At 66.1% G+C, this 13,974-nt stretch carries 12 protein-coding genes; 4 read left to right on the forward strand and 8 right to left on the reverse strand.

The window, feature by feature from the left end; genetic code table 11:
• Positions 1 to 78: 78 nt before the first annotated feature.
• Entirely contained in the window at positions 79 to 2,553 is a 2,475-nt protein-coding gene (locus B0E48_RS06675; protein ID WP_077517217.1) for a GGDEF and EAL domain-containing protein, read from the reverse strand.
• A 101-nt stretch (positions 2,554 to 2,654) separates the two neighbouring features.
• Positions 2,655 to 3,797 (reverse strand): hypothetical protein, encoded by a 1,143-nt coding sequence (locus B0E48_RS06680; protein ID WP_077517218.1) that lies wholly within the window; start codon positions 3,795 to 3,797, stop codon positions 2,655 to 2,657.
• Between the two features lie 115 nt (positions 3,798 to 3,912).
• Between B0E48_RS06680 and B0E48_RS06685 the strand changes: the two genes are divergently transcribed.
• Entirely contained in the window at positions 3,913 to 5,199 is a 1,287-nt protein-coding gene (locus B0E48_RS06685; protein WP_077517219.1) for an acetyl-CoA C-acetyltransferase, read from the forward strand.
• Between the two features lie 43 nt (positions 5,200 to 5,242).
• Complete coding sequence (locus B0E48_RS06690) at positions 5,243 to 5,785, forward strand: energy transducer TonB (RefSeq protein WP_077517220.1); 543 nt, start codon at positions 5,243 to 5,245, stop codon at positions 5,783 to 5,785.
• A 3-nt stretch (positions 5,786 to 5,788) separates the two neighbouring features.
• Here B0E48_RS06690 and B0E48_RS06695 read toward each other — a convergent pair whose 3' ends face one another.
• From B0E48_RS06695 to B0E48_RS06715, 5 genes are all read right to left on the reverse strand, one after another.
• Complete coding sequence (locus B0E48_RS06695; RefSeq protein ID WP_077517221.1) at positions 5,789 to 7,684, reverse strand: phospholipase D family protein; 1,896 nt, start codon at positions 7,682 to 7,684, stop codon at positions 5,789 to 5,791.
• Between the two features lie 23 nt (positions 7,685 to 7,707).
• Complete coding sequence (locus B0E48_RS06700; protein ID WP_077517222.1) at positions 7,708 to 8,274, reverse strand: YceI family protein; 567 nt, start codon at positions 8,272 to 8,274, stop codon at positions 7,708 to 7,710.
• Positions 8,271 to 8,744 carry a histidine phosphatase family protein gene (locus B0E48_RS06705; protein WP_077517252.1) on the reverse strand — a complete coding sequence of 158 codons (474 nt, stop codon included), beginning with the start codon at positions 8,742 to 8,744 and terminating at the stop codon, positions 8,271 to 8,273. Before B0E48_RS06705 ends, B0E48_RS06700 begins: the two co-directional genes overlap by 4 nt.
• A 63-nt stretch (positions 8,745 to 8,807) precedes the next feature.
• Entirely contained in the window at positions 8,808 to 9,440 is a 633-nt protein-coding gene (locus B0E48_RS06710) for a ParA family protein (RefSeq protein WP_077517223.1), read from the reverse strand.
• Positions 9,441 to 9,516: 76 nt separating this feature from the next.
• Complete coding sequence (locus tag B0E48_RS06715; protein WP_077517224.1) at positions 9,517 to 10,521, reverse strand: hypothetical protein; 1,005 nt, start codon at positions 10,519 to 10,521, stop codon at positions 9,517 to 9,519.
• Positions 10,522 to 10,681: 160 nt separating this feature from the next.
• Between B0E48_RS06715 and B0E48_RS06720 the strand changes: the two genes are divergently transcribed.
• Positions 10,682 to 10,876, forward strand: a complete 195-nt coding sequence (locus tag B0E48_RS06720; protein ID WP_077517225.1) for an antitermination protein NusB — start codon at positions 10,682 to 10,684, stop codon at positions 10,874 to 10,876.
• Between the two features lie 24 nt (positions 10,877 to 10,900).
• On the opposite strand, the gene speE is transcribed toward B0E48_RS06720, so the two are convergent.
• Positions 10,901 to 11,755 (reverse strand): polyamine aminopropyltransferase, encoded by an 855-nt coding sequence (gene speE, locus B0E48_RS06725; protein ID WP_077517226.1) that lies wholly within the window; start codon positions 11,753 to 11,755, stop codon positions 10,901 to 10,903.
• A 306-nt stretch (positions 11,756 to 12,061) separates the two neighbouring features.
• Here speE and speA point away from each other — a divergent pair, with 306 nt between their 5' ends.
• Positions 12,062 to 13,951, forward strand: coding sequence for a biosynthetic arginine decarboxylase (speA, locus tag B0E48_RS06730; protein WP_077517227.1), 1,890 nt, complete (start codon positions 12,062 to 12,064; stop codon positions 13,949 to 13,951).
• The last annotated feature ends 23 nt before the right edge of the window (positions 13,952 to 13,974 follow it).

A 13,974-nucleotide genomic window follows, 5' to 3' on the forward strand; every position in this document is an offset into this window, starting at 1 on the left:
GCATGCGCGGCCAAGAGCATCGCGGCTGAAGCCGCTCCTACAAAAAAGCCGTTCCCCTGACGAGGCCGCGCGCCGCGTTCAGCCGGTGGTGGCGAGCAATTTCTGGAACGCGGCCGCGGGCATCGGCGCACCGAACAGGAAGCCCTGCAGCTGCGAGCAGCCGGCCTGGCGCAGGAATTCGCCCTGCTCCGGCGTCTCCACGCCTTCGGCGATCACATCCTTGTTGAGACTGCGCGCCATCGCGATGATCGCGCTGGTGATGGTGGCGGTGTCGGGGTCGCTGGTGATGTCGCGCACGAACACGCGATCGATCTTCAGCGCGTCGATCGGGAAATGCTTCAGGTAGGACAGGCTGCAGTAACCGGTACCGAAATCGTCCAGCGACAGTCTTACGCCGCGCTGCTGGATCCGCCGCAACAGGCCGGCGGTCGCCTCGCCACCGGACATCACCATGCGTTCGGTCAGTTCCAGTTCGAGCAGGTGGCCATCGAGTCCGCTTTCGCTCAACACATCGTCGAGCCAGGTATAGAAATCGGCATGCTGGAATTGCAGCGGCGAGACGTTCACCGAAACCGGCATCGCATATCCCTGCTGCTGCCACAGGCGCGCCTGCTTGCAGGCCTGACGCAGTACCCAGGCACCGATCGGCAGGATCAGTCCGCTGTCCTCGGCGACCGGGATGAACTGATCCGGCGGGTACAGTTCCTGTCCGTCCGCGTGCCAGCGCAGCAAGGCCTCGGCACCGACGACCTGACCGCCGAGGGCGTCTACCTTGGGCTGGTAGTGCAGGCTGAACTCATGCCGCGACAACGCCTGGCGCAACGCCGTTTCGATCCGCCTGCGCGCCTGCGCGCGCTCGTTCATCGACGCGGTGAAGAAACGGTAACCGTGCTGGCCCTGCGCCTTCGCCGCGACCAGCGCGATCTCCGCGTGCTGCAGCAGGCTTTCCGGTTCGTCTGCATCGTCCGGATAGACGCTGATGCCGATGCTGACGCGCAACGCCAGTTCGGGCAGATCGGCGACGCGGGTCTGTTCGGCCTGGTTGATCAGGCGCTGGCAGAGCCCGGCGGCGGCGCCGACGCCGTCCAGATGCGGCAGTACCACCACGAACTCGTCGCCGCCGTAACGGCTCAGCAGCTCGTCGCCGGACAGACAACCCTGGATCTGCGCGGTGAGCGCACGCAACACGCGGTCGCCAGCGGCGTTTCCATGCAGTTCGTTGACCTGCTTGAAGTTGTCGATGTCGATATGCAGCAGTGCGGCGCGTTGCTGGCGGCGGTCCGCGCTGGCCAGCGCCTGCCCGATGTGAGTATGCAGCTGGCTGCGGTTGGGCAGCCCGGTAAGTGTGTCGTGCTGGGTCAGGTGGATCATCTTCAGCGCCAGCGCGCGGGTCTCGCTGACGTCGTGGAATACCAGCACGCCGCCGATCACGTTGCCGGCATGGTCGTGGATCGGCGCGGAGGAGTCCTCCACCGGAGTGTCGAAACCATGCCGGTGCCGCAGCAGGGTCCTGCCGGCGAGATCGACGATGCTGTTGTGCTCGATCGCCGCGCGCAGCGGGTTGGCCACGGACTGCGCGTGCTGCGCATCGAGCAACTGGAAGATCTCCTCGATCGGCCGGCCCTGCGCTTCGTCGCTGGCCCAGCCGGTCATCGCCTCGGCGATCGGGTTGAGCGAGGTGACGCGCAGCTGCACGTCGGTGGTGATCACCGCATCGCCGATCGAGCGCAGGGTCACCTCGGCCAGTTCGCGTTCGCGATGCAGCGCGTCCTCGAATGCCTTGCGCTGGCTGATGTCCTGGATCTGCACCACGAAATAGCGCGGGGCGTCATCGTCGCTGCGCACCAGCGACACGCTCAGCTGCACGTGCACCACGCTGCCGTTCTTGTGCATGTAGCGCTTTTCCAGATGGCACGATTCGACGCGCTCCTCCAACATGCGTGCATGCAGCAGGTCGCTGTAGGCGAGGTCGTCCGGGTGCGTGATGTCGCGCGTGGTGAGTTGCAGCAATTCGTCCTCGCGGTAGCCGATCATCGTGCAGAACGCCGCGTTGATGCGCAGCCACATGCCCTCCGGTGCGACCAGGGCCATGCCGATCGCCGCATGCTGGAACGCGCCGAAGAAGCGTTGTTCGCTCTCGTGCAGTTGCAGTTCCAGGGTGCGCCGTTCGGTGATGTCGATCAGCGCAGTGAATATGCCACGCACGTTGCCGGCGGCGTCGAAGTCCGGCTGGAAATTGCCGTGGGCATAGCGCCGTTCGTCGCCGTTGAACAACTCACCCTCGTAGCTGGCCATGTGGCCGGCATAGGCCCGCTCCAGCGCGGCACTGGCCAGCTGATGGTTGCGCTTGCCGACCACGTCGATCAGGCGTCGGCCAAGCAGGCTCTGCGGATCCAGGCCGAGCCAGCTGCGATGGGTCTCGTTGGCATACAGAAAGCGCTGCTCGCCGTCGAGATAGGCCAGCAAGGCCGGAGCGCCGCGCAGGATTTGCGCGGGCCAGTCGGACCCGTGGAGAAGCGTAGGCAATACCTCGGCAGACTTGTGCGGCCGCATGGTCATTCCGTCAGCTGGAGCGCGCCCCCTGTCGGCGCCGTAACATCATGCGCCGAGTTTCCGTCGCGGCACAAATGCCGCGAGCCAAAACCATCACGAAATCAATGCAGGGCGGCCGCCGGCGCGCCGAGCCGGCCGTGTTCATCCAGCACGATCCGGCCCAGTGCATGCAGTTCGGGAGCGATGCCGTAACGGTCGGCCAGCTGTGCCAGCAACGGCCCCAGCGCCTGCGGCTGCAGCGGATAGGCATGCGCCAACGCGCGCGCGCTGCCGCCTGCGCCGCGCTGGGCCACGCTGATCGCGACCACGCCGAGAGCGGGGGCTTCGTGCCCGAACAGCATCGGCGGGTCGTAGCCAGGCTCGACCGCGGCCAGGGTTTCCAGCAGATAACCCGCCTCGGCCTCGGCTTGCTGTCCGGCGACCGGCTGCAGCCGCAACGGCAACTGATGCGCGCCGAGCAGTGCCGCGTACTGGCGCAACTCGAACACGACGCCGGCCAACTCATGCGCGCGTTGCGCGGGCTCGCCGCTCTGGGCAGCCAGCCATTGCGCCGGCGACTGCGCTTCCACCCTGCCGTCGAGATAGTGCAAGGCGAGGCCACGGGCGCTGAGCGTGGACTCGCTGCGCCAGGGCGTCAGCAGCGCGGCCTCCAGCAGGGTCCACAACGAAGCCAGGTTGACGTGCTCGTACTGCACGCAGGTCAGCGCGAGCAGGTCGTTGCGGCTGAGGTAACGCACGTGCTCCAGCCGGATACCGAGTGTGCGCATCAGCCAGTCGGCGGTGCGTGGACCGGCTTCGCCGCGACCGACCAGCTGGATTTCCAGCTGCTCGGACAGTGTCTCGGCCAATTCTGCCGGCGCCAGCAGGCTCAGCGGCAACAAGCGCATCGGGCCATCGGCGAACATCGGCGAGGGTTCCAGTGGCTGTGCCGGCATGTGGCCGTCGTGGCTGCCGAACGCGACCACGTTGTCCAGCTGGCCGCGCGGCACGCGCCGGGCCAGTTCATCCAGCGTCGCCCATACCGGGAAACCGGGCCGCAGCAACTCGACCTGATCGAACAGTGCGCCGGCCAGCGCCAGTCGCGCCGCATCGACCTGTGGCACCAGTGCATGCAGGTCGGCGGCAATCAGCTCGACCAGCTCGGCGGCCTCGTCGCGACTCAAGGTCATGCGCGCTGGCGCTTCGCCGGCAACCGGTTCCAGCGCCAGCACCACAGGCAGGGCGAGCAGCGTTTGCACTTCCACAGGCAGCAGTTCCGAACGGCAAAGAAAATCAATTCTATCATTCAGCGTTTTGGGCTTCCGCCGCACGGCATGGCGGGTTAGCCTTGAACGACTTGAGTTCCGGATTGGTTTGGGCATGGACAACACGCAAAGGCGCGTCGGGGTGATCGGCGGCGTACGCATCCCGTTCTGCCGCAACAACACCGCGTATGCCGACGTCGGCAATTTCGGCATGTCGGTGAAGGTGCTCGGCGCGCTGGTCGAACGGTTCGGATTGCATGGCGTGGAGCTGGGTGAAGTGGCGATGGGTGCGGTGATCAAGCACTCGTCGGACTGGAACCTGGCACGCGAGGCGCTGCTCAGTTCCGGGCTGGCGCCGACCACACCCGGCATCACCACCGCGCGCGCCTGCGGTACCTCGCTGGACAACGCGATCATCATCGCCAACAAGATTGCCGCCGGACAGATCACGGCAGGTATCGCCGGCGGCTCGGATACCACCAGCGACGTGCCGATCGTCTACGGCACGCGGTTGCGCAAGCGGTTGCTGGCGATGAACCGGGCGAAGACGCCGCTGGACAAGTTGAAAGTGGCGCTGCACAGGTTCTCCTTGCGCGAACTGAAACCTTCGTTCCCCGGCGTGGCCGAACCGCGCACCGGCAAGTCGATGGGCGACCACTGCGAGCAGATGGCGAAGGAATGGCAGATTCCGCGCGAGGCGCAGGATCAGCTGGCGCTGGACAGCCATCACAAGCTGGCCGCCGCGTACGCCGACGGCTTCTTCGACGAGCTGCTGGTGCCGTTCCGTGGCCTCAAGCGCGACGGCTTCCTGCGTCCGGATTCGACCATGGAGAAGCTGGCCACGTTGAAGCCGGCATTCGATAAAACGTCGGGCCGTGGCACGCTCACCGCGGGCAATTCCACCGGCTTGTCCGATGGTGCGGCTGCCGTGCTGCTGGCCAGCGACGAGTGGGCCGCCCAGCGCGGTTTGAAAATCCAGGCGTATCTGCGCGATGCCGAAGTCGCCGCGGTGGATTTCGTGCACGGCGAAGGCCTGCTGATGGCACCGACCATCGCGGTGCCGCGCATGCTCGCGCGCCAGGGCCTGACCCTGCAGGACTTCGACTACTACGAGATCCACGAAGCGTTCGCTGCGCAGGTGTTGTGCACGCTGCGCGCATGGGAGAGTGCCGAGTACTGCAAGAACCGGCTTGGCCTCGATGCGCCGCTGGGTGCGATCGATCCAGCCAGGCTCAACGTGCATGGCTCCAGTCTGGCGGTGGGTCATCCGTTTGCCGCCACCGGCGCACGGATCGTCGCCACGCTGGCGAAGATGCTGGAACAGAAAGGCTCCGGCCGCGGCCTGATCTCGATCTGCACCGCCGGCGGCATGGGCGTCACTGCGATCCTCGAACGGCCGTGAGCATGACCCCTGCGGGAGTCGCCTCACCCGGAAGCATCGGTTCATGCCGCGCCTGCGCACCACCAGCGGCCTGAGCCTGCTGGCGCTGGCGGTTGGCGTGGCTGGCACCGTGTGGATCAGCAGCCTGACCGCCGGCTGGCGCGGGCCGGCTGCACGCGTGGCCATCGTCCACCACGCAGCGTCGATACGGCATGCCCTGCCCTCACGCCGGCATGTTCCGGTCCGCGGGGCGCAAATGCATCGCGTCGATACCCAGCGTCTTGTCGGCGAGGCGCAAGCCATGCCGCTCACCGAGCCGCCGGAACTGGTGCCGTTGGCGATGCCCGGCGACACCTCGCAGTCATGGGATGAGCTGCGAGGTCATCTCGACGGCCGCGTGCTGGTGCATGTCGAGATCGACGGCGGCGGTCGCGTCAAGGTGGCCAGCGTCGCCGAATCCAGCGGTGACCCGGTGCTCGACACGCACGCGTTGCGCAGCGTGCACGGCTGGCGTTTCGCGGTGCCGGCGGATCACCCCGACGGCATCGGCGGCGATCTGTCGATGCGCTTCTCCGCGCAAGGTGAGCGCATCGCACAGTTGCCGTAGGCGTCAGAGAATGCCCTTCACCCCGGCCCCGAACGCGGTGATCAGCCGGGTGATGACCAGTTTCGGTGACACCGCCACGTCGGGGAAATCGCCGACCGGCTGGTAGCAGGCGTAGAAGCCGGGATCATTCGCGCGCATCGGCTGGCAGCCGGGATTGAGGTCGTAGCTGGTGGCGTAGCGGAATGGCCACAGGTCGAACAGCGGCAGGCTTTCGGAGATGCTGCCGATGGCCTGATTGATGTCGCTGAGCACAGGTACCGTAGCTTGCCGCGGCGCGATCACCCAGGCGTTTTGCGGCTCGGTGCTGCGCAGGATGCTCTGGCGCAACAGGTCGGCGAAGCGGTGGTCGTAGACAATCGCGCCGGCCTCGGTGTTGTAGTGGTCCGAACGCGGATCGAAGTTGTGTGAGCCGACCATCGCGAAGTCGTCATCGATCACGATCGATTTCGCATGCAGGCCGAAGCGGCGCCCTTCGCTGAGCAGCGGGGCCGGCCGGTTGTTGCTGCCGTGACTGCCGAGCAGATGAAAGCGCTCGCGCCTGGCACTGGCCGGGCTGGCGGTTTCCGGCGGCAGGGTCAAGCCGTCACTACCGAGGTTGGCCAGGTCGTAGTCCACTGCCGCGCCCGGCGCGTGCGGCTTCAATTCGTGGATCTCGAAGCCGAACGTTTCCAGGTAACGCTTGCGATGCTTGTACGACAGCGCATACACCGCGAACGCGTCGGTCGAGGCGAGCGAATTGGTCGAGACGATCACCCGCGGCGGCTCACTGTTGCGATGCAGCCGCTTGAAGATGCGCTGCGCCCGCCGGCTCATCACCAGGTAGGGCGTCTGCAGCAATACTTCGCGTTTGGCGTCGCCGACCATCTCCATGATGTGGCGGGTGAAGTTCTGTGCGCGCTTCTTGTCCGGCTTGTCGGTTTTCGCCGGCAGATCGCTGAAGTATTCGACCTTGCCGACCCGCAGGCTCGGCTCGACCAGCCACGCCTGCAGCCACGCGGCATCCTCCGCCACCTGTTGCAGCTGGGCAACCCGCCGCGGCTGGCGGTAATGCGGTGGCGGCCACGTGGGCGCGGCGCTGTCGGCGAGCATGCGTCGGTTGACGTCGCGCAGATGGGTCAGCGGCACCGCGCGCTTGTGCTGCCAGAACAGCTCGAAGCTGGCGGCCATCTGCTGCGCGGCGGGGCCGCCGACCATCACGTCGCGGTCGATATAGTCGAAGCTGTCGTCCCAGTTGAAGTAGCGGTCCTCGTAATTGCGTCCGCCGGTGATGCCGATGCTGTCGTCCACCAGCAGCAGCTTGTTGTGCATGCGCTGGTTGAAGTGCATGAAGCAGCACAGCAGGCCGGCGGCGAATTCCACCGGCTCGATGCGTGCCTTGTGGAAGGTCGGGTTGTACAGCCGTACCTGCAGGTTCGGGCTGACCCGCGCCAGCCGGTCGAGCAGATCCGGGTCGTTGAACGAGAACAGCTGGTCGGCCAGGATGCGCACCTGCACACCACGTCGGGCCGCCTGCACCAGTTCGTCCAGCACCAGTTGGCCGGTGTCGTCCTGATCCCAGATATAAGTCTGCACGTCGATCGAGTGCTGCGCGGCGCGAATCAGGTTGATGCGTGCGGCCAGCGCCGGTTCGCTGTCGTCGAGCAGGGTCACCACATGCACCGGTTGCGCCGGGGTGGATGCGGCGAGTGCCTGGGTTGCCGCATCCAGCAGCGGCGAAGCTACCGCGCAATGATCGGCGCGCGTGCAGCTCGTGCTCTGATCGGTGGTGGCCGCGACCACCGCGTCGGCGCGCCGGATCTGCGCCCGCGACAGCGTGCAGCCTTGCAGCAGCAGGACTGCGGCGAGCAGGCTGAACAGGGCGATTCGATCGATTCGGGCGGTCCGGTACGGCTGAGACATGCGCCCATGATACGGGGACCGGTTCACTCCGTTGCGGAGTTGAGCGTGATCCACAGACCCAGCTGTACCTGGTCGGAAAGCGCGGTGCGATGGCCGTTCATGCCGAACTCGCTGCGCGCCAGCGTGCCATGCGCCTCGATCACGCAATCTCCGGCAGCGATTGCGCCGCAGGCAGAGGGCATCAGTTCGAAGCGGATCGGCCGGGTTACCCCGCGCAGACTGAGCTGGCCGTCCAGGACACCGCCATGGCTCAGCACCGACAGCGCGAGCGGAACGGATACGAAATGGATGGTCGGATATTGCGCGGCATCGAAGAACTCCGGCGCCAGCATCCAGCGGCGGAAGCGCGCGGAATCCATCACGGCACTGTTCACGGCGATGCGCGCGTCGACGGTCGCCAGTCCGTGCGGATCAACCCGTACCTGACCGGCGATCTGCATGAAGCGGCCGTCGATCGTGTGCAACCACAGCAGGCGTACGGCGAAAACCGCGTAGGAACGGTCGGTGGCGATACGGTAGTCGGTGGATCGTGCGACCGGTGCGGCGAGTGCCAGACCGGCCAGCAGGCAGACGGTGAACCATCGCCTCACGGCGACCAGAACGCATCCAGTCGGGCATTGCCGGGTTCCAGTGCGCCATCCAGGTGCAGCACGGCCAGCGCACCGGGCGGCATGCCGCGGAATTCGTCGGAGCGGCCCTCGACCAGCAGCGCGACCAGGCGCTCGATGCCGGGATTGTGACCGACCAGCATCAAGGTACCGCTGTCGCCATGCTGGTCGAGCAGTGCCAGCAGCTCGCCCGGTGAGGCATCGTAGATTTCCGTCGCCAGCTGTGGTGCCGGCGCACCCGTCATTTCAGCCAGCGCGAAGCGCGCGGTTTCATCGGCGCGCCGGGCTGGCGAACTCAGCACACGCTCGGGCCGTACACCGTGCGCGGCCAGCCAGCGACCGGCCGCCTGCGCCTCCTGCTTGCCGTGTGCGCTCAGTGGACGTTGCTGGTCATCACCGGAGGTTTCTATCGGCACGGCTTCGGCGTGTCGCAACAGGATCAGTTCGTGCATGGAAGACTCCGGTGGGGTGTGGTCGCGCAAGGTGCGCGTGGACTGCATCAAGAGGGATCCCTTTCAATGCTGGCGCTTGATCCAGCGCAGCAGCGTCTTCCAGTCCTGCTGGTGGTTGCGTACCTGTTCGGACTGGTAATCGAAGATGCCCTTGCCCAGCGCACTCAGCAGCACATAGGCCTGGCTGTCACGCAGCTGCGCGACGATCGGAAACGGGGATTGCTCGGCGAGCTGGGCGATCGCGTCCTGGCTGGCGTGGGTCCATGGCTTGAGCCGGTTGGCGACCAGCCCCACCGGCAGCTTGCCGCGGTGGATGCGGTTGATCGAACGCAGCTCCTCGATGAAATGGAGCGTGGCATGCAGATCGAACGATGACGGCAGCACCGGCACCAGCAGCACGTCGGCCTGCTCCAGGTACGGTTCCAGTTCGCGCTCGCCGGAGCCGGCCGGCGTGTCGATCAGCAGCTGCTGGGTATCCGGCGGCAGTTTCTGCAGCGACCGCCGACCGCCTTCGAGGGCCAGCACGCCAGGAACGTTGTCCGGCCGCAGGCTGGCCCAGCGATAACTGGATCCCTGCCGGTCGGCATCGATGATGGCGGTGTGCTGCCCCGCCTGTGCCCAGTGCGAGGCCAGCTGGGTCACCAGCGTGCTCTTGCCGCAACCACCCTTGCTGCTTGCCACCAGCGTCGTAAGCATCGACTCACCCTTGTCGCGGAAGGTGACCCAAGCCTACACGGCTGCGGATGCCGCGCAAAGCGGCGTTGCGGCAGCGCTACTGCGGTTTCCAGTCGGCCGGTGGATCGGTCGGGATGCTGCTGTCGCGCAGCGCCGCCAGCAGCAGGCTCATCTCGGTGCCGCCGTTGCGGGCCAGTGCCAGCAGATGCTGCGCCAGCGCTTTGTCGTCCGGGACGCGGGCCAGCAGCGCGTTGAAGCTCTGCACCTGCCAGACCAGGCTGAGCCGGGCGCGCCGGGCATCTTCCTGCTGCGCCGGATCGTCCGCCAATACTTCACGCAGGTGCAGGCCCAGCGAGCGCGACAGCGGGCTGGAACCCCATTCGAGAATCTTGCCCAGCTTCAGGCAGTCGGCCTTGATCGAGGCGTCGTCGCCGGCGTTCTCGCACAGCTTGGCGGTGAGCGGCAGGCCCGGTTGCGGCTGGCTGCCGGCGAGGCCATAGACCAGCACGGCCTGCATGCCGACTGCGCCGGCCGCCTGTGCCGGATCGAACGTGCCGGCCGGCGGCGGCAATACGCCGACCGAGCTGGCCAGCGCCTTCAGGCTGGCACCGGCGTAGTCGTCATACAGCCTGGCGGCAGCCGCCTTGGTCAGATCCTGGCGGGCGGCATCCGGCTTCAGGTTGCGCGTGTCTTCGGCGAGCTGGAGCAGCCATACCGCGGCGTTGTCCGGTGCCTGCGTCTGCAACAGTTCCAGCGCGGCGGGGTTGGGACACGCATTCGCCTTGGCATCGCAGTCGGCCAGGCGGGCCCAACTGACTGCAGCGTCAGCATCCTCAGCCATGGCCGCGCGCCCGATCAGGGTATGGAAACTGGTGATGTCTGGCTGATTGAACAACGGCCGCGCCAGCAAGGCGGCGCCGAGCAACGGCTGCGCATCGGCGCTGGGCGCCAGCACACTGACCAGGTCACGCTGGAACGCCAGCTGGGCTTTGTCGCGGGCCTTGGCGGCCTTGCTTGGTGGAGCGGGGCTCTTTTCGGCGAATGCCGGGGAGGCAGCGAGTGACAGGGCACAAGCCAGGGCGAGAAAACGCAGTCCACGCATGAGGGGCTACCGTCCGCAATCAAAGCGTTCAGCATACTGCCCGCAGATTAAGCGCGCCTGATCCGCAGTCAGGCATCCACCGGCGAGCGCGGCAAGGCTTGCTAGGATGAACAATTCTGGCGCAAGACTGCGCCTCAGATCATGGTTCGGGAGACGCGTAGTGGATCATTTTTCGACATTTGCCAATGGCGCACCCTGGTTTGTCGGCTGGGGTACGCTGGCATTGATCAACGCCGCACTGGCGCAGGGCAAGAACCGCAGCGGCTTGCTGTGGTTCCTGTTATCCCTGTTGTTCGGCCCATTTGCGACGTTGCTGCTGGTGCTGTTGCCCAAGGTGCGCAACACACTGTTTTGAGGAGTGACAGCACCGCTGAGCGGGTTACTCGCCGAGCGCTTCGCGCATGAATTCCGGCTGCGCCAGCGCACCCTTGTGGATGTCGGCGTTGTAGTAGCGGGTCGGGAAATTCTTGCCGAGTGCACCGCGCTCGCGGAAGCCGGACAGGTCCCCACCCTTGCGTGCCATCGTGCAGCTCCACCAGCCGGTCGGGTAGCACGGTTGCGGGAACGGCAGCGTCTTCACCGCGCTGAAGCCGGACGTGCGCATCGCCGAGCGCATCGACTTGATCAGATCAAGGTGCGCCAGCGGCGACTCGCTCTGCTGCACCAACAGGCCGCCATGGCGCAGCGCCTTGTGGCAGCTGGCGTAGAACGCGGCGTTGAACAGGCCCTCGGCCGGGCCGACCGGATCGGTCGAGTCGACGATCACCAGATCCAGCGACTCCGGCTCGCATTCGGCCATGTACTTGATGCCGTCGATGAACAGCAGCTCGGCGCGCGGATCGTGGTTCGAGTCGCACAGCTCGGGGAAATATTCCTCGGCCAGCCGGGTCACGCGCTCGTCGATCTCCACCTGCACCGCCGATTCGACTTCTTCATGCTTGAGTACCTCGCGCAGCGTGCCGCAATCGCCGCCGCCGATGACCACCACGCGCTTGGCGCGTGCATGGGTGAACAGCGCCGGGTGGGTCATCATCTCGTGATAGAAGAAGTTGTCGCGGGTGGTCAGCATCACGCAGCCATCGATCACCATCAGGTTGCCCCAGTCGGTGGTCTTGTAGATCTCGATGGTCTGGAACGGGGTCTTCTCCGCGTGCAGCAGTTGCTCGGTGCGGAAACCGATGGAGGAGCCGGAAGCCTGATGGGCTTCGGTGAACCAGCTGATCTGCTGCGACATGGCGGGTTGTTCCTGACGAACCGGATGGAAAGATAAAGACCGCCAATTGTAGCTGCAACGGCGGTGAACGTCCCGGCACGGCGACCCGGCGACATGCGCCAATTGTCACAGCGGACCATTACAATGGCGCCCTGGCATCGCCGACGCAGCGCGTCTGGTGGCCGACAAGCCCGATCGACCCCGCGGCGTGCGAGGCTTCCGGTCGCTCGGGCTTCGTGCTCCTCCGTTGAGCAACACCGTCAAGGCTCGCCGCTGCGACGACATCATCCATGCTTGTAACAAGCGCCTGCATAAGGAGCTACGCTGATGTCGAATCCTTGGAATACTGACTCTGCCCGCCACACCTACGCCGTGCCGCATTGGGGCGATGGCTATGTGGACGTGAACGCGGCCGGCGAGATCGTGATGCGCCCGCGCGGCGCCAGCGGTCCGGCGCTGTCGCTGCCCGGCATTGTCGAACGCGCGCGCGCCGAGGGCCTGCGGCTGCCGCTGCTGGTGCGCTTTCCCGACATCCTGGCCGATCGCCTCGCGCGGCTGCAGGGCGCGTTCGCCAAGGCGATCGGCGAGTGGAACTACGCAGGCGGCTATACCGCGATCTATCCGATCAAGGTCAACCAGCAGCGCGGCGTCGCCGGCGAACTGGTTGCCGCCGGCAAACAGGGTTTCGGTCTGGAGGCGGGTTCCAAACCGGAACTGATGGCGGTGCTGGCGATGGCGCGGCCCGGTTCCATCGTGATCTGCAACGGCTACAAGGATCGCGAATACATCCGTCTTGCATTGATCGGGCTGAAGCTCGGCCTGCGCGTGCATATCGTGATCGAGAAGCTGTCCGAGCTGGACCATGTATTCAGCGAGGCGAAAGCGCTTGGCATCGAACCGCTGCTCGGCGTGCGCGTGCGGCTGGCCTCGATCGGTGCGGGCAAGTGGCAGAACACCGGTGGTGACAAGGGCAAGTTCGGCCTGTCGCCGAACCAGGTGCTGACCCTGATCGAGCGGCTCGATGCAGCCGGCCTCAAGCACACGCTGAAGCTGCAGCATTTCCACATGGGCTCGCAGATCTCCAACGTGCGCGACATCGCCAACGGCATGCGCGAGGCCACGCGTTACTTCGTCGAGCTGAAGCGGATGGGCGTACCGCTGGAGATTGTCGACGTCGGCGGCGGTCTCGGCGTGGACTACGAAGGCACCCGTTCGCGCAGCCACAACTCGATCAACTACTCGATCGAGCAGTACGCCGCCACCATCGTGCAGTCGCTGGCCGAGGCGGTGGAGGCCGAAGGCCTGAGCGCGCCGCATATCCTCACCGAAGCCGGTCGCGCGATGACCGCGCATCACGCGGTGATGGTGGTCAACGTGACCGAAGTGGAGGAAGTGCCGGCTGGCGCGATTCCGCCACCGTGCGCGGACGAGCCGGCCGTATTGCGCCGATTGCGCGAGACCTGGGAAGAACTGGATCGGCGTCCCGCGCTGGAACTGTTCCACGAGGCCCAACACCATCTGCAGGAAGGCCAGACGCTGTACGCGCTGGGCCAGCTCGCGCTGGCCGACCGCGCGCGGCTGGACGAGATGTACTACGCGATCGCCAACGCGGTGCGCGCGCGCCTGCTGCCGGCCGAACGCTCGCACCGGCCGGCGCTGGACGATCTGGACGAGAAGCTGGTCGACAAGTACTTCGTCAACTTCTCGGTATTCGAATCGGTGCCGGACATCTGGGCGATCAAGCAGATCTTCCCGATCACGCCGATCGCACGGCTCGACGAGGAGCCGACCCGCCGCGGCGTGATCGTCGACCTCACCTGCGATTCGGACGGTCGTATCGATCACTACGTCGATGCCGATGGCGTCGACGTGAGCCTGCCGCTGCATGCATTGAAGGAAGGCGAGAGCTACCGACTCGGCATCTTCATGGTCGGCGCGTACCAGGAGACGCTGGGCGACATCCACAACCTGTTCGGCGACACCGATGCGGTGAACGTGCGCGTGGCCGGCGACAGCTACGAGTTCGCGCATATCCGCCGCGGCGACACCACCGACCTGATGCTCGACTACGTCGGCTACGACCTCGAGGTGTTGCGCCAGAGCTATCGCGAGCGCATCGCCAGTGCGGGCGTGAGCGGTGCCGAAGCCGAGCAGCTGTATGGCACGCTCAACGGAGGCCTGATTGCCTACACCTATCTGGCCGAAGACACGCATTGACGAAGTGTAGGAGCGCATCCTGT

Origin of the sequence: Rhodanobacter sp. C03 (assembly GCF_002001175.1) — a bacterium.
Taxonomy (GTDB): Bacteria; Pseudomonadota; Gammaproteobacteria; order Xanthomonadales; family Rhodanobacteraceae; genus Rhodanobacter.

What these genes read in the sequence shown, in the direction of transcription:
- B0E48_RS06705 (WP_077517252.1), bottom strand. Translation starts at nt 8,744, where the DNA reads ATGCACGAACTGATCCTGTTGCGACACGCCGAAGCCGTGCCGATAGAA.
- B0E48_RS06690 (WP_077517220.1), top strand. Translation starts at nt 5,243, where the DNA reads ATGCCGCGCCTGCGCACCACCAGCGGCCTGAGCCTGCTGGCGCTGGCG.
- B0E48_RS06695 (WP_077517221.1), bottom strand. Translation starts at nt 7,684, where the DNA reads ATGTCTCAGCCGTACCGGACCGCCCGAATCGATCGAATCGCCCTGTTC.
- speA (WP_077517227.1), top strand. Translation starts at nt 12,062, where the DNA reads ATGTCGAATCCTTGGAATACTGACTCTGCCCGCCACACCTACGCCGTG.
- speE (WP_077517226.1), bottom strand. Translation starts at nt 11,755, where the DNA reads ATGTCGCAGCAGATCAGCTGGTTCACCGAAGCCCATCAGGCTTCCGGC.
- B0E48_RS06715 (WP_077517224.1), bottom strand. Translation starts at nt 10,521, where the DNA reads ATGCGTGGACTGCGTTTTCTCGCCCTGGCTTGTGCCCTGTCACTCGCT.
- B0E48_RS06710 (WP_077517223.1), bottom strand. Translation starts at nt 9,440, where the DNA reads ATGCTTACGACGCTGGTGGCAAGCAGCAAGGGTGGTTGCGGCAAGAGC.
- B0E48_RS06675 (WP_077517217.1), bottom strand. Translation starts at nt 2,553, where the DNA reads ATGCGGCCGCACAAGTCTGCCGAGGTATTGCCTACGCTTCTCCACGGG.
- B0E48_RS06685 (WP_077517219.1), top strand. Translation starts at nt 3,913, where the DNA reads ATGGACAACACGCAAAGGCGCGTCGGGGTGATCGGCGGCGTACGCATC.